We start from the raw sequence: 20,978 nt of genomic DNA on the forward strand, positions 1-20,978 counted from the left end.
TTAGGTTAAGATTAAAATTCAGTTACAGTTAGAATCGCTTGACCAGAAGCCTCATATGTTGCAAGCATTGAGGCTTCGTCGTTTTATTTAGGTTGTTTTCTATCTACATAAATGGTTTTTCCTTTAAATTTAAACTTGACTTTCCCCGTACTCTCCAGTACATTGATAATATCTTTTAAACTGCTATTACGGGATAGCATCCCCTCAAATTCTTCTGTTTTCACCTCTTGGTCAAGGTAGACCACATCCACATTGTACCAAGCCGCAATATCCTTCAGTATAGTCGATAGGGATTCTGAATTGAATACAAAATATCCTTCTCTCAAGGCATTGCCCATATCAAGATCAACTGTGCGGCGTTCGATCTGTCCATCATGCATATAGACCTCTTGGCCAGGAGACAATATGATCTGCCGTTGCCCTTGTTGAACCTTTACTTTTCCTTCATAAAGTGTTGCCTTGAAGTCATGCTCATTCCGGGTTGCTCTGACATTAAAATGTGTCCCCAGTACCGTAACGTTTATTTTTCCGTTTTGTACAGTAAATGGTTTCAAGTTGATGATCTGTCCTGCTGAAGAGAGGTATTTTTTTGCAACCTCGAAATAAGCTTCACCGCTTAACCGCACTTGTCTGAGACTATCCGTTTCATAATAATCCAGTTGTGTCTCCGCATTCATCCAAACCTTAGTCCCATCCGGTAAAAGAACAGCCAGCTTCGCTCCTTTTGGGGTTGATACCAGCAGATTCTCTTTGTTATTTGCCCTTTTATTGGAGATATCAGCCAATGCCACCAGTGTATCAGTAGTATTTAAAGCAATCGAATCCCCTTTGTTCAAGTATATCATACCCGCTGTTTTGGCAGGGTGAATATTGGGGTCCGGACTTTCCTGATACCCGGTACCGGCAATATAGTATGCAAAGAATAAGGCCATGAAGCCGATAAATACAGCTGCAATTTTCAGAAACCAAGCCCGCTTAAAGAATGAAATGGAATCCGGCTTAGTCAAATACTCCTGTTCAAAAATTTGAAATGAACGCTCCCAATCATAAGTAGACAACTTTTTTAAATCATTATTAAACAAAAGTTTATCCTGAACCATATCATCTATTACTCGATTCTCAGGTGCATTGGAAAGCCATGAATCAAGTTGCTGTTTTTCATCGGCACTTAATCGTTCTAACTTCGATTTACTTAATAAGTATATGATATGTTGAGGTATCTGCTCCATATTGCTTTATATACTTAAAACAATATTCTAATTTTGTTTCTCTAAAGAAATGGTAGATATTTTTATAATCAACTAAATATCAACACTATATTTTATAGTGCTTAATAATGTAGCAGGAGCAAAAGTAGGCAAAAAAATTGGTCAGGTTTCAGTCTTTTTCTTAAAAGCTCAATTCCTCTTTTCTTTTGATTATAAACGGTGCTTGTGGTGATGCCCAATGAAACAGCGACTTCTTGGGGACTCAAGTCTTCGACGACTAATTTGAACATCACATGTCGACACTGTTCGGGTAATGTTTCAATGGCTTCATGGACTTCTCGAAGTGTTTCCATATAGACAATCTGATGACTGATAGGAAGATCAATTAAATCGACCTGTGCCGTATACCTATCTGCCTGTTGTCGGCTTCGGGTCTGCTGTTGAATACGGTTAAGTGCCGCATTTCTACAACTGGTATAGAGAAAACCCCGGACCGACTCAAAATAGTCAAAGTCCAGCCGTCTTTCCCATAGTTTGAAAAAGACATCCTGTACAATTTCCTCAATAATACTTTTGTCCAAGTCCATTTTTTCCAGAAAATAGCACATCGGGCCATAGAAGGTTTTATACAGAAACTGCAGCCCCGTCCTCTTACCTTCACGAAAAGATTCGATAAAATCTTGTTTGCTAAATTCCTGGTTTACCTTGTTTTTCACAATTCAATATTACTTAAATTTTAACTAAATATGAAAATTTCATTGCTTGTACTTTCGATTAAAGAACACAGAATTGTTGCAGTCTATAGGATTATACCGGATTGCATGGCATCTCACTAAAATACAACACCGTCATCCAGGTAAACACATGATCAAATGCTGTAAACACTGCAATGCAGATCACAGCACAGCGGCGGATTCTTCATAAAATTCTTCATTCCATTTGGCCAACTGACACATGATCGGGATCAGTGCTTTTCCTTTTTCCGTCAGCGAATACTCTACACGGGGTGGTAATTCTTTAAATTCTTCTCTGAGCACTATGCCATCTTCTTCCAGTTCTTTCAACGAAGTTGTCAATACTTTCCTTGAAATGTTCTCGATCAATGCATCCAACTGTCCAAAACGTGCTTTCCGATCACGCAGTGTATAGATAATCACGGGCTTCCATCTGGTCCCCAAAATTCCCATCGAACGCTGCATCGCACATGAACTGCTTTTAAATTCTGTTCTTTTCATTTGCATACCAATAATAGTTACACAAAGGTAACCACTTTATACTATTAATAGTTACAAAAATAAACTATTTAAAATATCTTTGTATAAAGAACAGTAATTAAGATAAACAATGAATATACAGACACTCTTTAATCCCTTCCAATACAAAAATCTTATTCTCAAAAACCGTTTTGTCATGGCTCCAATGACACGTGCATTTGCCATCGATGGTATCCCTAGTGATGCAATCACAGGTTATTATGAACGCCGAGCAGCAGGTGATGTCGGTCTGATCCTTACAGAAGGTACAGTCATTGACAGGCCGGCCTCTAAAAATTTAAAAGATATTCCCAACTTTTATGGTGACCAGGCATTAGATGCTTGGAAAAATGTGGTTGAGGCAGTTCATGCCAAAGGGGGAAGAATAGCGCCACAAATTTGGCATGTGGGTTATACTCCCATGCAATGGGTACCTCCTGCAACTTTCGAAAGCCCTGATACCATGACCTTGACGGATATTGAATCTACTATACAGGCTTATGCCACGGCTGCAAAATCAGCCAAGGATCTTGGGTTCGATGCCTTTGAGATCCATGGTGCTCATGGTTATTTGATCGACCAGTTTTTTTGGGAGGGCATGAATCACAGGACAGACGAATTTGGGGGCAAATCCTTAAAGGATCGTTCAAAATTTGCTGTGGAAGTAGTAAAAGCAATGCGAAAGGCAGTAGGCCCCGATTTTGTAATCATCCTACGATTGTCACAATGGAAACAACAGGATTATACGGTTAAGCTAGCACCAACTCCGGCAAGCATGGAAGAGTGGATATTACCTTTGGTGGATGCTGGGGTAGACATTTTCCATGGAAGCCAGCGTCGTTATTGGGAGCCGGAATATGATGGCAGTGACCTCAACTTCGCCGGTTGGTTGAAAAAAATCTCTGGACAGCCAACCATCACCGTAGGATCTGTAGGGCTGGACAAGGATTTTGGGGAGGTGTTTACCAATTCGGCATTCAAATCTTCACCCGCCTCACTGGATGAATTGGTACGCCGCTATGAACGCGGGGATTTTGATCTAGTCGCCGTCGGAAGAGCTATTCTACAAGACCCAAACTGGGTAAAGAAAGTACAAACTGGAAAATTCGAAGAGCTATCTACTTTTGAAGCAAGCAGTTTGGGAAGCTTATCCTAAAAATATATTTCACTAGTTGGGTACGGCATCATGGATGGTCATTATTTTGATAAGGCGCTTCATTCAACCCATAAATACAATAATCATCTTCGGGACCAAAGCAAAAGTATGGCCTTACCACACCATACTTTTGTTTCTATATAAAAGCTGCCTAATCTTCAAAGAGCCGCTCGTATTGATTTGATTTTCTGCTCCGTTGGGCTGCTTCCATAAAACGAAATATCTCAATCGTTTCCGCCGCCGCTACAGGAGCCTTTCCTGTATCAAAGAAATCGAGTATTTCTTTGACCAGAGGACCGTAGCCGACAAATGGTCCTAAGGTAGCAATCCCATGTTCACCAAAAGCAGTACCCGCTATATTATTAGCTCCCTTCCTGATTCCCCTTACTGTGCCAATACGTCCATCTTTCCAATAGCCAACAACCAATTCTTGGTCGGGATTAAAAATTCGGATTACTTTTTCACAGCCTGTTCCCATCACAGAATAAAGCATTTCAACACCATGAATCATATACCAGGCCAAGTCCAAATGATGAGATTCAAGCTCGGCATATGTATAGACCTCAGCACCAAGGACAGGGCCAACTGAACCATTTTTCACCTTCAGCACGTTAGCATCATAGCGTAATGAAGAGCTTGAGAACAAGGGTACCTGTTTATTCTTGGCGTACGAAAAAATGGCTTCCACATCTTTCAGATCCTGGGCCATAGGTTTATCAATAAAACAGGGTTTTCCGGCTGAAATCACTTTTTTTGCCTGCTCAAGATGTACTCTTCCATCATTGGATTCGAGCAAAACAAAATCCACTTCTTGGAGCAGTTGGTCAATGGAATCCACGATCTTCACCCCCATGTCTACCATTGCTTTTACGATATCAGGTTTCATCTTCAAGGCTGAGGCAATATCTGGGCTACCATGAGGATATGCAGCAACAACCTTATACCCTCTATTTGCAAGCGGCCCTGCATTGATATCTTTGGTAAACATCTGACTATGGATGGTATCCAAGCCAATGACTCCGATTTTTTTAAATTTACCTTGATGTATTTGTGCAGATACCCGGTCTGCCAAAACAACCCCTCCGCCCAATATGGCCATTTGGGCAAGGAACTTTCTTCTGTCGTTAATCATATTGAGGCATTTATAGAGGCATAGGTGGTAAAGAAAAACCATTTTTGTAGGTATGCTTGATCCATTCTTCGGCACTTTGCCTGGCATTTAGCTTTACATAATCACGTATAAACCGTGGATCTCCATCGACCACTTCAAACTCATCGACCGACACCACTTGCAATTCGTCGTTGGTTCCGATATTGGTAAACCGCATCGATTCACCGTCCCAAAGCAGATCCCTATGAAGACCTTGCAGACGAACTGCCAGTACTCCCATAACCACCATTTCATTAAAGGGACCAGCGAATGAAAAATTTGAGCTAGCTTCCGTTCTATTACCTTTTGGCTCTTTAGCTGCTCGAATCCAGTCCTGTTCATGTGCATTGGTGCTCCATATATCACCATTTCCGCCTGGAATCCGTGGGATCCAAGGCTTTGGTTTCTGAAAATGGGCCATATTTTCCACTGGCAGGAGCGTCGGGTTCATCCCATAACATCCCGTCATGATTTTTCCCTTTTTACCCACAAATATGATCCCTCCATTCTCATCTCCCATCATAACGCCATCTCTGAGTTCAGCTGGTCTTTCTGGACGTAACCCACCATCATACCAAAAAATGTCTACTTCTGGCATATTGACCTGACCAATTTTCGCTCTTGCCGGAAAAGTATATTTGACCATTTCAGCATGTGGTGGTGAATAGAGATTGCTCAAGGTGGAACTTCCATTCACTTTGATAGGATACTTAAGACCTAGAGCCCAGTACACGGGATCCATAATATGACAGGCCATATCCCCTAACGCTCCTGTCCCAAAGTCCCACCAGCCCCGCCAGTTCCATGGCGTATATACACTATTATAGGGTCTTTTCTCTGCACTCCCGATAAACAACTCCCAATCTAAGGTTTCAGGAATAGGCATGGCTTGCTTGGGCTTCATGAGTCCCTGCGGCCAGATAGGCCTGTCGGTCCAACAATGTACCTCATATACTTCCCCAATACAATCCGATTGTATCCACTCGGCAATCTCCCTGCACCAATCAAAGGAATTACCCTGATTGCCCATTTGGGTCGCAACGCCATAGTGCTGTGCAAGCTTGGTCAATAAACGGGATTCGTATACCGAATGGGTAAGCGGTTTCTGTGTATAACAATGTTTACCCAGTGTAATGGCATGCGCAGTGACTCCCGCATGGGAATGATCGGGTGTGGCTACCATAACCGCATCGATTTCCTTGTCGATCTGATCAAACATCAACCTCCAATCCTTAAACTTTTTGGCCTTGGGGTAATCATTAAAGGTCTTCTGGGCATATTTCCAGTCCACATCACAGAGAGCAACAATATTTTCAGTTTTCATATTGGCCAGGTTCCTACGCCCCATACCACCAACGCCAATACCGGCAATATTCAATTTGTCACTCGGTGCGACATGTCCAAACTTTTTCCCTAAAACGGTGTTTGATACAATGGTGAAACCAGTCAGCAGTGCTGTGTTTTTTATAAAATTCCTTCTTGAATTTTCCATTTTTTTAGTTCTATTTAACGGGTTAATAATTTTCATTTTGAATCAGTACACCATTGGATCTATCTATCTCAACTTGTGGTATTGGAAAAGGCCAGCTCTTGTCATTGGCATCACGTCCTTTATTGGCAAATCCATACTTGGTAAAAAATGCTTTCATGGTAGCTGTATAAGTTCCCCAACGAATCAAATCATATAACCTAAATCCTTCCAATGCAAGTTCGTGCCTTCTCTCCAGATGAATAGCTGCCAGCACATCTGCAGACGATTTGACAGCATAATTGGCCTGAAACTCCTGCTCTCCAATGGCTTTCAGCCCTTGTCCGAATAAACGGAAAACGGCAGGCCCGTCAGCTTTCTTGGTCGTGACAAAAGCCCGATGGCGGACCTGATTGAGTTTGTCCAAAACATCATCCACACTTCCTCCTGTTTTCAGTGTGGCTTCGGCATAGATAAGTAGAACCTCAGCATAGCGGATCCAATAGGGTTGCCAATTGCTCCTTTGCAGATCATTATTCTGACGATACTGCTGCGGCACAAAAGCTTTTCTGCTCTGTTGTAAATTAAAGTCATTGAAATAGCCTTTGTAATTATGTACTTCATTGCCACCAGCAGAGGTTTTGAAGATATCGTTGTGACTAATGATTGTCATCATCTTTCGCGGATCCGCTGCCTCAAAACTACTGGCCAGATCACGTGTAGGGGTGTTTCCTCCCCAGCCCCCCACATTATTACGGCCAACATTCATAATGGCAAATGGATCCCCGCCTAAGCCGAAGGCTGGTTCATATTGATGCAGGATACCAAATATGCATTCCGAAGAGAAAGGTCCAACTTTATAGTCGCCGCGAAATAGGTCGTTGAAGTCAGGCAGCAATGCCAACTTTCCATTCATAATGATATCCTGAGTCGCTGTCCTGGCCAGTCCATATTCTGTCTTTGCATCTCCGCTCATTTTGGACTGTTCCATTAATCCGGCAAAAAATAGGGCAGCACGTGCTTTAATAGCTAATGCAGCATCTTTCGACAATCGCCCTGTTTCGGTAGCAGTAAGCTGTGATCGACGCGGAAAATTAGGTTCAGCAATCGCTTCATCCAAATCCTTCATCATCTGCCCCCGGATATCTTCAATAGGTGATTTAGCCAGCCTCACGCTCGGATCTGCTATTGTAACAATAAGCGGTACATCTTTAAAGACCGTTACCAGGTCAAAATAGTACCAGGCGCGCAACATTTTTACTTCAGCAATATAACGGGCCAAAGTTTCCTTGGGCAGCTTCACTCCATTCTGAACCAGGTTATCACCTTGCTTCAACAGTCCGTCTAATGCTTGATTGCATTTTCCGATCCCACGATAACGATTGGACCAGGTCTCATTGAGCAGTGCATTGGAAGCCAAGGGACGTCCTGTACCTACTTCGGTCGTTTGAGGCCGATCGCCAGGGTCAGATCCTCCGGCATCAGCATTATCCACACTTTCGTCCATGATGGCTACTTTATTTACCGTATATCCCCATCCATCGGCCAAGGGCTGATAGCAGCTAGTGACAAGTTTGAGCCCTGCACCATCGGTCTTAAAAAACTCTTCTTCATTCAGCACCCCATATGGATCACGGGTCAAATAATCCTTTTTACAACTTATACTCGCACAAAGTATGCTGAGTAAGCATATGGTCAATTTTGTAATTTTCATAACTAAAAGCTTAAGTTTAAACCTAACATCCAAGATTTTGCTACGGGATAGTACCCCTGATCGACCCCCATATTCAAAGGAGAACTATTACCTATTTCAGGATCCAGTCCCGAATATTTGGTGAAGGTGAACAGGTTGTAAGCTCCAGCCCACACACGCAATCCTTTGAGCTGCAAATGCTGTAAAGTCACCGACGGCAAAGCATAACCCAATTGGATCGATTTGATCCGTAAATAGGATCCATCTTCAACCAACCAATCCGAAATCTGTAGGTTATTTTGGTTGGAGGAACTAATTTTAAATTGACTCTGGCTAGGATTCGTTGGAGACCATGCGTCAGTAAGCAGCTCTTTAGGTGCATTGTACCAGCCGACGCCAGATTTCATATCGATCTTCACAATATTCATGATATCATTCCCTATTGTTCCCTGGGCCAATACTTTTAAATCAAAATTTTTATAATCGGCCCCCAAAGTAAAGCCATAAGAAAGGTCTGGAAATGGATCCCCGATATAAGTCCGGTCATTGCTATTAATAACGTCATCTGCGTTGATATCGACAAACCGAAGATCACCAGGTGAAGCTCCAGCCTGTCCTGACTGGTCCACTTCGGCCTGATTCTGAAAGATTCCATTTGTCTTAAAACCATAGTAATATCCGATCGGCATATTTTCCTCTGTCAGAGTCGTTGTATAGCTGATCCAGCCACCGCCAGGAATAGGCTCTCCGCCACCTAATGACAATACTTTGTTTTTAAAGGTCGACACATTGGCTCCAATAACATACCCAACTTCACCAACTTTATCATGATATTTCATGGCCAGCTCCAAACCATTGTTTCTTACTGCCCCCGCATTCGTCCACGGACTGTTGGTATAGCCTAAATAATTGGGCAAAGGCACCGTCAACAACATGCCTTTGGTATCTTTTTTATAGTAATCAACAGTCAATTCTAATTTATTCTGCAGGAAAGCAAGATCCAATCCTACATCAAGCTGTTCTGTTTTCTCCCACTGAATGTTGGCATTTCCGAAATAGTTGCTCCCGCCACTCAACTGCGGGGCATAATTACCAAAGTAATAATAGCCCTGATTGCCGGAGTAGGTGGTCAGGTAAGCCCCACGACCGATATTTTGGTTACCAATATTTCCCCAACTAGCACGTAATTTCCCCCTGGACAACCAGCTAAGATCTTTGGCAAAATCTTCTTCGGCAAAATTCCAGCCAATGGATAAGGATGGGAATGCCCCCCATTTTTTATCGGTCCCAAAGTTGGAAGAACCATCATAACGAAAATTCCCGGTAAGCATATATCGGTTTTTATAAGAATAAAAAATACGACCGAAGTACGAATTAAGCGCACTTTCCCATTTTGTACCGGAGGCCTGGGGATTAATGCTGCCGGCGTCAATAATCCATTGACTAGGTGAATTAGACACAAATCCTTGTTTAGAAGCACCGGAAGATTCGGATGTCCATTGTTCAGCAGAGGTTCCCAACAGGGCCGTAAAGCGATGGTTATTCCATTGTTTTTCAAAACTCAATGTATTCTCCCACACATAATAATCGGTCTTGGAATTATATGCTCCAACGGTAGCATCGGAATTGAACTGATTTCCATTAAGATAATATTTCGGAGCAAAAGAATTCGATACACCTGTGGAGAGGTCCAAGCCAAAATTACTTCTGAATTTAAGCCAGTCGGTCAGTCGAATATCCATGCTTCCCCCTCCTTTTATAGCCTTGCCCTTCCATCTATTCTTTTCATAGATCGCTGTCTGAGCGACGGGATTTTCTTTATTGGTCATCAAAATAGGGCTGTAAAAGGACCAGGGATTATTGATATCAATCTTATCCAAAAATAATGCATCCTTCAGAAATCCTGGAATATCGGTCAGATTGTTGCGATAAACCGGAGAGATAGGATCTGCAACAAAAGCTATAAATGCGGTATTAAAACCAGAGCTATTTTCCAGAACATTTCCCCGGCCTTCACTTATAATCCCGATGTTCGCTGACAATTTCAGCCAAGATCGAAGATTGTGTTCAATATTTGTCCGGAACGAGATCCGATCATAATCAGAACCTCTAATAATCCCTTCTTGATTTAAGTAGTTGACGCTAGTTCGGTACGATAAGTCTTTTACACCGCCGGAAACGGATATATCATAATTTTGGATCAGGGCATTTTTTTGATTCACCTCTTTCCACCAATTGGTCCCCGCCTCATTGCCGTTGTTACTACGCAAAAATTTAAGCACCTCCTGTTTATTTTCTTCCGTAAAATATGGATCCAATCCAGCATTGATATTTGCTCGGTTTTTATACTCCATGAATTCGGAGGCATTCATCATGTCATATATCTTTACAGGGTTCTGGAATCCAAAATAGGTATCAAAGCCAATTAAATTAGATAGCTTATCACTTCTCTGGTCACCTTTTTGTGTGGTTACCATGATCACACCATTGGCTGCTCTTGATCCATAAATCGCTGTTGCTGAAGCATCTTTCAATACTTCCATGGATTGAATGTCATTTGGATTCAGCCAGCCAATATCGGATTGAGGCAACCCATCGACCACATACAGTGGATTATTGTCATTAACGGTTCCAATGCCTCGAATACGGACCGCGGGTGGGGTGCCGGGGCTTCCTCCGGTCGAGGTGATCTGCACCCCTGCTGCTTGTCCTTGCAATGCTTCCGTTGCATTCCGTACCGGCATATTCCGCAATTCTTTCCCTGCCACCTGATCTACTGCCCCCGTAACATCCCGTTTGAGCTGGGTACCATAGCCCACCACAACGACTTCATCTAACCCTTTGACAAGAGGCTGTAGGGTAATGGTCTGCAATTCATCGTCTTGAATTTTCCATTCCAGGGCGCTGTACCCCAACAAACTAATCTCCAACAGCTGACCCATGCCGGCATTATCCAAGGAAAAATGACCATTTTGATCGGTCGATGTGGCCTTGTTTGTGCCTTTAATTTTTACAGTAACCCCAGGTAAGACCTTACCTGATGGCTCCATAATGATTCCTTTTATTGTTTTCTGTACAGATACCCCAGCTGGCCGGCCTGAATTTCCATGGGGAGACGCTTGAATGAAAATCGTCTTGTTTTTAATCTCGTACGTCAGATTGTAGGGTGTCAGACAGTGACGAAGCACTTGACTAATATCAGCATCTTTAACACTGAGATTGATTTTCGCTATTCGGTCCAGTTGCCTTTGACCGATCAGGAAATCATAATTGGTCTGCTTTTGAATCTGCGACAACACAGATTGCAATGAAGCATTTTTCATGTTTAAGGTTAATTTTTGGCTATAGGCATGTGCATAGACATGCACAAAACTACTTGTCAATAGGATGGTTATGGCTCGTGACAAGGAGTGTCCTCCTGAAAAATAGCCCGAAAAGCCACCCACAGAAGCAGGTTTAAACTTCTTTATCATAATAAATGGTATAAAAAATTAGATAATAAGTGATTGATGGTTATCTTAGGTTTAGTCTCCGATGATTATCCTCCTTTCTTTAACTTTAAAATGGATATTGGATATTTTTTCCAACTGGGTCAATATTTCAGTAATCTTCTTGTTTTTGTTCAATGATCCAGTATAACGTTCATGATTGTCACTGATATTAGCTATTCCACGGATATCATACCATCGGCTGAGTTCGATAATAATCTCTTCAATTGTTAAGTTGTTAAAGTGAATAAGACCGCTTTTCCATGCAATAAAATCATCCACATTGACCATGGAAAGATTGATTTTTCCTGATTTCTTTATCACAGCCTGTTCACCTGGTATTAATAAAGAACTAGATTTAGCAGAGTTTATGCGTATAGCACCCTGTAAAAGTGTGGTTTGTATATCGGATTGATCTGGATAAGCTTTGACGTTAAATTTCGTACCAAGAACTGTTACCCTTGAATAGTCTGACACGACTACAAAAGGTTGTTTAGGATTGTGTGCTACTTCAAAATATGCCTCTCCAACAACTTCGACGGTCCTTGTAGGCTCACCAGAAAAAGTCCTTGGAAATTTGAGGGAACTGGCACTATTCAGCCAGACCCGCGTACCATCTTCCAAAACAATATTTGACATGGCTCCTCTTTCGGTTGAAAATATATTCAAGTCATTGCGCTGATGGTCCGGGGGAGCATTTCTACTCCCCGCAGCATAGCGGATTCCTCCATCTGCAGTCAATCCAATATGATACCCATTTTTAACATAGGACAATGACTGACCATTCTGCTTTACATCAACAACATGTCCGTCCGCGAGTCGCAACATCACGCCACTGCTATCCAACAATGAAATCGATGAGTCAACCGTTGTGACCTGCGAAATATGATCTACTTTTGCCGGAACAACGAAGAGCTCTTTTCCTATAAAGAACATTAATATGGCAGCAACTGCAGACACAAGCGGCCAATGGAATAGTGATGTTGATGATGCTTTTGTTTTGTCTAAACTGGTTATTTCTCCATATATGGATTCAAGTACCCCTTCATGATCGTAATCAACTTCAGTTTCTTCAAAAAAAGGATCTGTGGTTTTTATCTCATCATAAAGATCGTAAAGTTGTTGCTGTTCCAGGCCCTCGACAAGCTGAACAAACTCAGTATATTCTTTGGAACTGATTTGTTCAGAAAGATATTTCTCTAGCAAAAACTTCAATCTATTGTTATATTCCATACCAAATTAATATGCTGGTTTTATAGGAATACACCAGTGGAATTACCAGAGGACTAGAAAAAATTAAAAAAAATTCACTGAAATAAGAAATATGGAGATTGTCATGAATTCATGGCCCCGGAAATGCATCTTTAATATTGCCAAAGCTGCAACCATATGGTTTTTGACGGTATTGGGAGAAATGGCAAGATGCTGGGCAATCTCGAGATGTGTCATATCTTCTTCACGGCTCAATTGAAATACCTTCCGCTGCATTGGTGTCATCTTAGTCATGGCCTGCTCCAGGAGTCTTTTTATGTCCTTCACCCCGAAATGATTATCAACAAAAGATTCACTTACTTTCAGACGTTCAATATGGAGGTCCCTGTGTTTTTGATAGCGTAATACGCTACGCAATTTATTCAGGGACTTTTGTTTGCACATGACATATAAGATCAACCAAAGTTCTTTTTCTTCGCCCAGACGTTCTCTTGAATTCCAGAAATGGACAAATACCTCCTGCACGATATCCTCGGCAAGAAAACGGTCTTTGATGATATAGAAAGCCATTGCAAATACTTTCTTCGCATATTTATTGTAAAAAAAGGTCAACGCCAATTCGTTCCCTTCCTTCAGTTTATTCAGGTTCTCACAATCCAGTGATTTGGTCCTATTGATCATGTTTGAGATAAATGCGTCGGAAAAGCCAAACTACAAAATTTTATGTAAAATACAGGAATTAAAGATCTTTAATTAACCAAAATCAGATCCGGACAATCCCTTTATTTTTTCCCTTGAGATCATGCAGCTGATCAGCAGCAGGAAGTCTTGATGAAAAAGCCAGGCGATTTTTTTTAAAACAATACGTTAAAAAAGAAGTTATCTAACATATGGTCCGGCCATCATGGGTTGATGGCAGGCTTTTAGTATTAGCACTCATAAGGTAACGATATGCTCAAAATACGCCTACTTCATTTGCTGTTCATTTCCCTATTTTTTTCGACCATGCAGGCACAAGAAAAATTTCCGCGCGACCCTAGATTAGAAATTGCAGCTTCTGTAGGTGCTTATCGTCCGATTGGCGTCAGTGTCACCGCAGACAATAGATTGTTTGTATCGTTTCCCAAACAACATAAAAATTATCAATATGCACTCACGGAAATTATCGATGGAAAACCTGTCCCCTATCCGAATGAGGAATGGAATAGCCAGGGCAACGCTGCATCTCATTTTGTGAATGTACAGGATTTATTTGTCGATGCGCAGGATAATCTCTGGATATTAGATTCTAAACCTTCTTCCTCAGGCTCTATTTTTGGTGCTACTGAAAATTCTTCTGGTGGACAGTTCAAACTACTAAAAGTCAACACCAAAACGAATCAGGTTGAACGCATATATACTTTCGATGATCTTGACAAAACAAAATCGGGTTTGAACGATGTGCGCATCGATGTACAAAAAGATCTGGCTTATCTATCCGATCCTGGACAAGCTGCAATAATTGTTTTGGATCTAAAAACGGGTAAAAGCAGAAAAACATTAGAAAAAACCTTCTTTACACAAGCTGATCCGGAAATTGTGCTACACTATGCAGGAAGGGATATGCGGGATGCCGATGGAAAACCTTTTCGATCCCATGTAAATGGTATCGCATTAACACAGGATTTCAGGTACTTCTATTTCAAACCCATAAACAAAAAACAACTATATCGTATCGAAACCAAATACCTGGCAGATACTTTACTAACGGCAGCGGAATTAGCATCTAAGGTGGAAGATATGGGTGATGTGGGTATTACACACGGGCTACTTGCGGATGCTCATGGGAACATCTACCTGACGACTTCAACAGCGTACAGTATAAAATACTTAAGTCCGGATGGTCAGCTACATACCCTGACCCAGGACCCACGATTGTTGTGGCCAGATTCTTTGGGAATCGGAGGAAATGGCTATCTTTATTTTTCATGTGCCCAACTATTTAAAGATCCCCAGTGGAACAAGGGAATCGATCGTGTTGAGTTGCCTTATTATATCTTTAAAATAAAGCTTCCGCAGTGATTCAATAAAAATCAATAAAACGAATGAAACTATTCAGTCTACCAATCTCCATAGTAATCCTTAGCCTTTTTTATTTGATGTCCAATGCACAAACAAGTCGTCCTGTCCTGGACATCATGTTAAGTAATTACCAATACCCGTATAAGGTACAGTATCTCAACTTTAAAAGTCAGGGTGAGCATCTAAAAATGGCTTATATGGATGTGCAGCCTCAAACAACAAACGGCCATACAGTTGTACTTCTTCATGGTAAAAATTTTAATGGTGCTTATTGGAAAACGACCATCCAAGCTTTAAACCAGGCAGGATACCGTGTTATAGTCCCGGATCAAATCGGTTTCGGCAAATCCTCAAAACCCATAGCATACCAATTCAGTTTTCAGCAGCTGGCTGAAAATACAAAGTTTCTTCTTAACAGCCTGAAGCTTAATAAAATTTATCTCCTTGGGCATTCGATGGGGGGCATGTTAGCAACACGATTTAGCTTGATGTATCCCGAAATGGTGGATAAACTTATCTTAGAAAATCCCATCGGACTAGAAGACTGGAAACTTGTTGCCCCATACACTTCCATCGACCAAAATTATCAAACAGAGTTAAAGACCGACTATGAATCGGTTAGGAAATACCAGAATGCTTTTTATTATGACAATAAATGGAAGCCAGAATATGATGAATGGGTTTATCTTTTGTCTGGCTGGACGAAAGCTTCGGATTATCCAACGGTGGCATTGGTGAATGCCAAAACAACGGACATGATTTTTACCCAGCCTGTGGTTTACGAATTCCAACATATTAAAGCCGCTACGCTATTGATTATTGGAACAAGGGACAGAACAGCAATTGGAAAGAACACTGTAAAGGATCCACAACTTGCCTCTAAGATGGGCTTATACCAGCATTTGGGAAAAGAAACCCAACAAAAAATTAAAGGTTCTAAACTCGTTGAGCTAGACAATGTTGGGCATCTTCCACATATTGAGGTATTCGATCGCTTTATTCAACCACTTATTTCCTTCTTGCAAGATTGATTTCTTGTCAGAAGGAAGAAATCCCATTGGAACACTTCGCCTTTGCGTGTAATCCCGCCTACTTTTCCTATATTTTCACCCATTTTCATATACAAAAACGCTAATAAGGTGCTCAAAACTTAATTTTTGAAGGGCACCAACATGTTTATACCTGGCCACAACACCTCTTGAACAAAGAGATCTCATGATAAACCAGGCTTATACTGAAAAAACATATCGGTATATGGGCATTGAAAGCAGCCAAAACGGCATATTAATAATTTTAGCATAAATTTTACTAATAATTTTATTAAACTAATATTTTTAGTATATTTGATTATCAATTTCAGATAGCATCTTTTATGGAACAGGTAAACAAATATGACAACGCGGAACTACACGTGGGCGATATTGTTCGCTTTCATACTCCCTATCCAGACGAGGATCCAAATACAATTTTCATTGTGCTTTGGTCATACTACGATCCGGAAGGAAAATCATCCAGGGCTGAGGTGGTCAAGTTTGATCCAGGCTCCAAGCATTATCCAATGATTCAGAAATGGTTCATCCGGGACTTAGAAAGAGTGCCTGAGGTCAGTCCCGAATTACTCAAACAGATTGCGTTGTTTATGAAGAGCAAGCTTGGCAATGCCATTATCAGCAAGTTAATTATCTAAATCAAGAGCCATTATGGAAAATAAATTCAAAGCGAACAAAGCATATGCATCAAGACCAAGATGGTCTGACTGGCGTGAACAGCTAAAAGAAAGTGAATTACATGGTTTGCGTCAAAGACTTGAAACAATGGAACGGGAAACACTTATTGATTGGTTACAATGGTACAATCCCAAAGGAAACTATACAGATCGTAAATGTTTTGAAAATGGTATCAAACCGATTTCTAAATTAAAAGCTATTGAATATACCTACAAAGAAATCTCACGTATCCATTTGAAAAAGGCCCATAATACCTTTTCTAATGGCCGAATTCAACTTATGTTCAACAATTAAACCTTGAGCGCATGGAACTTTTTATCAAACAGATTATCAGCTGTCAATTACCAAAAATAATAGCGATGGAATTACAGCGGGAAGATTGGCGTTACAAGCTTTCAGAACTGAAAGATAAGGCTCTTTTTGATCAACTCTCGCTACTGAAAAGACAAGAATTGCTCAGCTGGTTACAATGGAATGATCATACTGGCATTTATTCGGACTATGATCGTATTCGAAAGGGTGTGCCTTTATTCACTAAAACCCAGGCTTTAATCTCCGTATACTATTCCATTATGCGCAATCATGAAGATTGGGATGGCTGCATGGAGGGAGAATATATCCGGGGGAATGTATTTTATTGATTCGCATTCGGTTTTGGACCAATTGTAGCAGCAGCTAAGGTCTCCAGATTTGCAATAGCAGCTCCCATCGTATTATTGAAATAGGCATAAACCTCTTTTCCTTCAGTTAACCATTTATTAATGTAACTACTGTATTCATTCAACACAACATCGTCATAGCTGCCCCCATAATCACCTTTGGGGCCATGAAACCGTAGGTATATAAAATTGGCCTGATCATACTGGATATTTATAAGTCCATGACCATCTTTATCGTGCAAGACGATGGCCATTCCATACGCATTTAACAACGCAAATACTTCTTCCCGATACCAGGATACATGCCTAAATTCCACACATATATGCCAGCCAGCACTTCTTTTATGCTGGAAAATACATGTTAATAATTTGGTCAGATTTATAAAGGCTGTAAATTTAGTTGATGGAGGAAGCTGCAACAATAAACAGCCTTTCTTGTGCCCCACAGCATCAACACAACATAAAAAACGTGCAACATCATCGGGAACAAAGTCCAAACCCTTTTGATGTGTTATACCTTGCCAAATTTTAAAGGTAAAACGAAAATGATCTACTGTCTCCTGTGCCCATCGCCGAACAGTTTTCTCTTGGGGAATTTTATAAAATGAACTGTTCACTTCCAGTGAGTTAAATAATAAGCTATAAACCGCAAGCCTGCTTTTTTCCCGTAAATGTTCCGGATAAAAACTTTTATTTTGATAAGGTAAAAGAATACCACTCGTACCTGAAAAATATAATTGTCCCATGACACTATAACAACAGAAAGGATGGGTATAGTTTTAAAACTATTCATGATAGTTGATGGTGACAGGAAGTCTTTTCGGTCAGAACATGATGCTATAACCAAATAAATCACTTCGTTTCATTATATTTAGCCAATAAAATACGATGGAACATTAGCCCTATTGATAATACTATATATTTTTTCCCGATGGCATTGGGACAGGAGGATCGGAAATAGGTCTTGGATCAGCGTGAATAATACATTTCTTAAACATAATCAGAAATAATATGAGTACTTCCGAAGGAAGCAAGTTTGTCATTGAAAAGGTAGAACGTACAGCGGAGACCACAATTTCAGCATTAGCTGATCTGACGATGAATGTTGTTCGTCATGGTGCATCAATAGGCTTCATGGATACGCTGAACATAGCGGAAGCTATCCAATTTTGGACGCATGTCCTCACAAAAGTTGAGCAAGGAAAAACTATATTATTGATTGCTAAGGACGTACCGACTGGACAGATTGTCGGAACTGTCCAATTGCAAATCGACCTACCTTCCAATCAATCCCACCGAGCAGACCTTGCTAAAATGCTAGTCCATAATTCATTTCGCAGAAAAGGGATTGCTAAAAAATTGCTCCAACAGATCGAACTTAACGCTCGGGCCCTACACAAATCATTAATTGTCCTGGATACGGTTACAGACAGTCCTGCATATGCATTATATCTAAGATGTGGCTGGAAGATTGTTGGAGATATTCCCAATTATGCCTTTTTCCCGGATGGTTCTCCTTGTAGCACAACCTACTTCTATAAAAGTATAGAATAGATTTTTCATAAAAAAACCTCTAAAAACGCAAATGCTTTATAGAGGTATCTTTTCTGAATAAGCTCGTGTCAAGTTCAATTATTTTTATACCATACGGGACCAGGTTTATTACCCATTTTGAATACCAAAGTTGCCCCTGACATAATTTGCTCATGTGTAATGTAACTTGTTTCCAGTGGTTTTCCGTCAATGGTAACCGATTGGATATAGCAATGGGTCTTGTCCACATGATCTGCTTTAATGGTCAACTTTTTTCCATTGGGCAGCTGCAATTCCGCATGCATAAATAATGGTGTACCAATCTCATAACGACCACTTACAGGATCTACTGGATAAAAACCAAGTGCACTAAATACATACCAGGCCGACATCTGTCCACAGTCATCATTTCCGCTCAAACCGGAAGGGCTGTTCAAATAGAGTTTATCCATTACCTCAGCAGCATATTGCTGTGTTTTCCAAGGCTTTCCAGCCGCATTGAATAAATATAAGGCATGATGGCTCGGTTCATTTCCATGCGCATATTGCCCAATCATACCTGTACTAAAGATAGGTAACTTACTTGTATCAGCAGGGTGAAACGTAAACATACTATCCAACTTCTGTTCGAAGCGCTTCTGGCCACCAACCAGCTTGATTAAACCAGGAATATCATGCTGTACTGACCAAAAATATTGCCATGCATTACTCTCGCAAATATGAGCACTGTAGTCTTCCGGATCAAATGGTGTGATAAACTTGCCATGACTATCCCGCGGTTGCATAAAGGATGTGGATGGATTATAAACATTCTTATAATTTTGAGCCCTGGCAAAAAATGTTGCCGCAACGTCTTTATTTCCCATCTTTTTGGCCATCATTGCAATACAATGATCATCGAACGCATATTCAAGCGTACGCGACAGAGACCAGTTGTCTGCATTATATTCATCCTCAACATCGTAAGGTACATAACCCAGTTTTTTATATAAACCTATACCTCGATAACGATCGATATTGGCTGTAGCAACACAAGCTTCGAGTGCCTTTTTCGCATCAAAATCACCGATTCCTTTTAAATACGCATCCACGATTACCGGTATTGCATGATTACCAATCATCATATCTGTTTCACTTCCATAGATGTTCCATACTGGCAATCGTCCATTTTGTTCATAAAATGCGAGAAACGATTTAACCATATCATTTACCCGGTTAGGGGCAATATAAGTAAATAAAGGATGAGAAGCCCGATAGGTATCCCAAAGCGAGAATGTGCTGTAATTTGTCCAACCTTCGGCTTGATGTATTTTCCGGTCAGCGCCAAAATAAGTCCCATCCACATCGCCAAATATCGTCGGCGCCAGCATAGCATGATATAAGGCGGTATAGAATTTTACAGCAACTTCTTTATCTGCGGTCTCAACAGCAATTTTCCCCAGCTCTTCATTCCAGTTATTTTCGGCTTGTTGTTGATAATAATCAAAATCGTCTTTTGGAACTTCGGCATTTAAGTTTTTGGAAGCTCCTTCCATGCTTACTCCCGACAAGGCGGTGCTTAAAGTAATCTGTTCTCCAGCAGTGGTTTTAAAATCGAAACGAGCCTTAAATGCCATACCAGTAGGTTTGGCTGTGGGTACTCCGCCCGCTGTTGACTGGATGACCGAACTATCCATATGGACAGCCTGAAAGGGTTTTGAAAATCGGGTTTCAAAGTAGACCTTTTGTCCTTTGGCCCAACCTTCAGAAAAACGGTAGCCCCGAATGGTAACGGAATCTACGACTTCAATGTGGGAATCGGTAGTTGCATCCCAGTTCATTGCTTTTTTCAGATCCAGAAAAACAGCAGATTCTGCCTCAGGAAAAGTATAACGCTGAATCCCACAACGAGCTGTTGCCGTTAATTCAACATCAATATTGTAATCTGTCAGCTTGACCTGATAATATCCTGCATGAGCCTGTTCATGCTCATGCGAAAATCTGGAATGTATACCTAAAGGTGCCTCAGCCTCACGATAAGGTAGGGTAACAGGCATAAACGATATATCATACAAATCTCCTGCTCCAGTGCCACTCAAATGGGTATGACTGAATCCTGCAATTGTACTATCAGGATAAAAATATCCTGAAATACGATCCCAACCTGGTAATCCGTTGTCGGGACTCAACTGTACCATTCCAAATGGGGATTGTGCTCCCGGATAAGTGTTTCCGGTAAAATCAGTTCCTATAAATGGATTGACTAAATTTGCATATGAACGCTCTTCGGTATTGTTCTGCACAGCACAGCCCATTACGGATAATAGGCTTGCACTGATCAAATAATTTATAAATTTCATGTGTGGTTAACGTATTTAAACTTGGCCTTTA

General features: G+C 41.0%; 18 protein-coding genes. 7 read left to right on the top strand and 11 right to left on the bottom strand.

Going from position 1 to position 20,978, the window contains the following annotated elements; genetic code table 11:
- Window positions 1–83 precede the first annotated feature (83 nt).
- The 3 genes from HX021_RS07840 to HX021_RS07850 form a co-directional block, all read right to left on the bottom strand.
- The gene (locus HX021_RS07840; RefSeq protein WP_286589597.1) at window positions 84–1,229 is read right to left on the bottom strand and encodes a FecR family protein; all 1,146 of its coding nucleotides are present in this window, start codon (window positions 1,227–1,229) and stop codon (window positions 84–86) included.
- A gap of 101 nt (window positions 1,230–1,330) precedes the next feature.
- Window positions 1,331–1,924, bottom strand: a complete 594-nt coding sequence (locus HX021_RS07845; RefSeq protein WP_286589598.1) for an RNA polymerase sigma factor — start codon at window positions 1,922–1,924, stop codon at window positions 1,331–1,333.
- 180 nt (window positions 1,925–2,104) lie between these two features.
- Window positions 2,105–2,443 (bottom strand): winged helix-turn-helix transcriptional regulator, encoded by a 339-nt coding sequence (locus tag HX021_RS07850; RefSeq protein ID WP_286589599.1) that lies wholly within the window; start codon window positions 2,441–2,443, stop codon window positions 2,105–2,107.
- Window positions 2,444–2,552: 109 nt separating this feature from the next.
- On the opposite strand from HX021_RS07850, the gene HX021_RS07855 reads away from it, so the two are divergent.
- The gene (locus HX021_RS07855; protein WP_286589600.1) at window positions 2,553–3,617 is read left to right on the top strand and encodes an NADH:flavin oxidoreductase; all 1,065 of its coding nucleotides are present in this window, start codon (window positions 2,553–2,555) and stop codon (window positions 3,615–3,617) included.
- A gap of 151 nt (window positions 3,618–3,768) precedes the next feature.
- Here the strand turns inward: HX021_RS07855 and HX021_RS07860 are convergent, their stop codons facing one another.
- The 6 genes from HX021_RS07860 to HX021_RS07885 form a co-directional block, all read right to left on the bottom strand.
- The gene (locus HX021_RS07860) at window positions 3,769–4,749 is read right to left on the bottom strand and encodes a Gfo/Idh/MocA family protein (RefSeq protein WP_286589601.1); all 981 of its coding nucleotides are present in this window, start codon (window positions 4,747–4,749) and stop codon (window positions 3,769–3,771) included.
- Between the two features lie 10 nt (window positions 4,750–4,759).
- Window positions 4,760–6,259, bottom strand: coding sequence for a glycoside 3-dehydrogenase (locus HX021_RS07865; RefSeq protein WP_286589602.1), 1,500 nt, complete (start codon window positions 6,257–6,259; stop codon window positions 4,760–4,762).
- 22 nt (window positions 6,260–6,281) lie between these two features.
- Complete coding sequence (locus HX021_RS07870) at window positions 6,282–7,949, bottom strand: RagB/SusD family nutrient uptake outer membrane protein (RefSeq protein WP_286589603.1); 1,668 nt, start codon at window positions 7,947–7,949, stop codon at window positions 6,282–6,284.
- A gap of 2 nt (window positions 7,950–7,951) precedes the next feature.
- Window positions 7,952–11,401, bottom strand: a complete 3,450-nt coding sequence (locus HX021_RS07875; RefSeq protein WP_286589604.1) for a TonB-dependent receptor — start codon at window positions 11,399–11,401, stop codon at window positions 7,952–7,954.
- Window positions 11,402–11,452: 51 nt separating this feature from the next.
- A complete protein-coding gene (locus HX021_RS07880; RefSeq protein WP_286589605.1) occupies window positions 11,453–12,649 on the bottom strand; it encodes a FecR family protein in 1,197 nt (398 codons plus the stop codon).
- A 63-nt stretch (window positions 12,650–12,712) separates the two neighbouring features.
- On the bottom strand, window positions 12,713–13,309 hold the full coding sequence (locus HX021_RS07885) for an RNA polymerase sigma factor (RefSeq protein WP_286589606.1): 597 nt from the start codon (window positions 13,307–13,309) through the stop codon (window positions 12,713–12,715).
- Window positions 13,310–13,579: 270 nt separating this feature from the next.
- Here HX021_RS07885 and HX021_RS07890 point away from each other — a divergent pair, with 270 nt between their 5' ends.
- From HX021_RS07890 to HX021_RS07910, 5 genes are all read left to right on the top strand, one after another.
- Window positions 13,580–14,689, top strand: a complete 1,110-nt coding sequence (locus HX021_RS07890; RefSeq protein WP_286589607.1) for an L-dopachrome tautomerase-related protein — start codon at window positions 13,580–13,582, stop codon at window positions 14,687–14,689.
- 77 nt (window positions 14,690–14,766) lie between these two features.
- Window positions 14,767–15,720 (top strand): alpha/beta fold hydrolase, encoded by a 954-nt coding sequence (locus tag HX021_RS07895; RefSeq protein WP_502959000.1) that lies wholly within the window; start codon window positions 14,767–14,769, stop codon window positions 15,718–15,720.
- Between the two features lie 341 nt (window positions 15,721–16,061).
- Window positions 16,062–16,376 (top strand): hypothetical protein, encoded by a 315-nt coding sequence (locus HX021_RS07900; RefSeq protein WP_286589609.1) that lies wholly within the window; start codon window positions 16,062–16,064, stop codon window positions 16,374–16,376.
- Window positions 16,377–16,389: 13 nt separating this feature from the next.
- A complete protein-coding gene (locus HX021_RS07905) occupies window positions 16,390–16,710 on the top strand; it encodes a hypothetical protein (RefSeq protein ID WP_286589610.1) in 321 nt (106 codons plus the stop codon).
- Window positions 16,711–16,721: 11 nt separating this feature from the next.
- Complete coding sequence (locus HX021_RS07910) at window positions 16,722–17,057, top strand: hypothetical protein (RefSeq protein ID WP_286589611.1); 336 nt, start codon at window positions 16,722–16,724, stop codon at window positions 17,055–17,057.
- On the opposite strand, the gene HX021_RS07915 is transcribed toward HX021_RS07910, so the two are convergent.
- The gene (locus tag HX021_RS07915) at window positions 17,051–17,821 is read right to left on the bottom strand and encodes a DUF72 domain-containing protein (protein ID WP_286589612.1); all 771 of its coding nucleotides are present in this window, start codon (window positions 17,819–17,821) and stop codon (window positions 17,051–17,053) included. The two genes, HX021_RS07910 and HX021_RS07915, sit on opposite strands and share 7 nt — an antisense overlap.
- A 265-nt stretch (window positions 17,822–18,086) precedes the next feature.
- On the opposite strand from HX021_RS07915, the gene HX021_RS07920 reads away from it, so the two are divergent.
- Window positions 18,087–18,629 carry a GNAT family N-acetyltransferase gene (locus HX021_RS07920; protein ID WP_286589613.1) on the top strand — a complete coding sequence of 181 codons (543 nt, stop codon included), beginning with the start codon at window positions 18,087–18,089 and terminating at the stop codon, window positions 18,627–18,629.
- A gap of 74 nt (window positions 18,630–18,703) precedes the next feature.
- Here HX021_RS07920 and HX021_RS07925 read toward each other — a convergent pair whose 3' ends face one another.
- On the bottom strand, window positions 18,704–20,947 hold the full coding sequence (locus HX021_RS07925; RefSeq protein WP_286589614.1) for a GH92 family glycosyl hydrolase: 2,244 nt from the start codon (window positions 20,945–20,947) through the stop codon (window positions 18,704–18,706).
- Window positions 20,948–20,978 lie beyond the last annotated feature (31 nt).

Source organism: Sphingobacterium sp. N143, from assembly GCF_030325625.1.
Lineage (GTDB): Bacteria > Bacteroidota > Bacteroidia > Sphingobacteriales > Sphingobacteriaceae > Sphingobacterium.

What these genes read in the sequence shown, in the direction of transcription:
- HX021_RS07840 (WP_286589597.1), bottom strand. Translation starts at nt 1,229, where the DNA reads ATGGAGCAGATACCTCAACATATCATATACTTATTAAGTAAATCGAAG.
- HX021_RS07850 (WP_286589599.1), bottom strand. Translation starts at nt 2,443, where the DNA reads ATGAAAAGAACAGAATTTAAAAGCAGTTCATGTGCGATGCAGCGTTCG.
- HX021_RS07855 (WP_286589600.1), top strand. Translation starts at nt 2,553, where the DNA reads ATGAATATACAGACACTCTTTAATCCCTTCCAATACAAAAATCTTATT.
- HX021_RS07860 (WP_286589601.1), bottom strand. Translation starts at nt 4,749, where the DNA reads ATGATTAACGACAGAAGAAAGTTCCTTGCCCAAATGGCCATATTGGGC.
- HX021_RS07865 (WP_286589602.1), bottom strand. Translation starts at nt 6,259, where the DNA reads ATGGAAAATTCAAGAAGGAATTTTATAAAAAACACAGCACTGCTGACT.
- HX021_RS07870 (WP_286589603.1), bottom strand. Translation starts at nt 7,949, where the DNA reads ATGAAAATTACAAAATTGACCATATGCTTACTCAGCATACTTTGTGCG.
- HX021_RS07875 (WP_286589604.1), bottom strand. Translation starts at nt 11,401, where the DNA reads ATGATAAAGAAGTTTAAACCTGCTTCTGTGGGTGGCTTTTCGGGCTAT.
- HX021_RS07880 (WP_286589605.1), bottom strand. Translation starts at nt 12,649, where the DNA reads ATGGAATATAACAATAGATTGAAGTTTTTGCTAGAGAAATATCTTTCT.
- HX021_RS07885 (WP_286589606.1), bottom strand. Translation starts at nt 13,309, where the DNA reads ATGATCAATAGGACCAAATCACTGGATTGTGAGAACCTGAATAAACTG.
- HX021_RS07890 (WP_286589607.1), top strand. Translation starts at nt 13,580, where the DNA reads ATGCTCAAAATACGCCTACTTCATTTGCTGTTCATTTCCCTATTTTTT.
- HX021_RS07895 (WP_502959000.1), top strand. Translation starts at nt 14,767, where the DNA reads ATGTCCAATGCACAAACAAGTCGTCCTGTCCTGGACATCATGTTAAGT.
- HX021_RS07900 (WP_286589609.1), top strand. Translation starts at nt 16,062, where the DNA reads ATGGAACAGGTAAACAAATATGACAACGCGGAACTACACGTGGGCGAT.
- HX021_RS07905 (WP_286589610.1), top strand. Translation starts at nt 16,390, where the DNA reads ATGGAAAATAAATTCAAAGCGAACAAAGCATATGCATCAAGACCAAGA.
- HX021_RS07910 (WP_286589611.1), top strand. Translation starts at nt 16,722, where the DNA reads ATGGAACTTTTTATCAAACAGATTATCAGCTGTCAATTACCAAAAATA.
- HX021_RS07915 (WP_286589612.1), bottom strand. Translation starts at nt 17,821, where the DNA reads ATGGGACAATTATATTTTTCAGGTACGAGTGGTATTCTTTTACCTTAT.
- HX021_RS07920 (WP_286589613.1), top strand. Translation starts at nt 18,087, where the DNA reads ATGAGTACTTCCGAAGGAAGCAAGTTTGTCATTGAAAAGGTAGAACGT.
- HX021_RS07925 (WP_286589614.1), bottom strand. Translation starts at nt 20,947, where the DNA reads ATGAAATTTATAAATTATTTGATCAGTGCAAGCCTATTATCCGTAATG.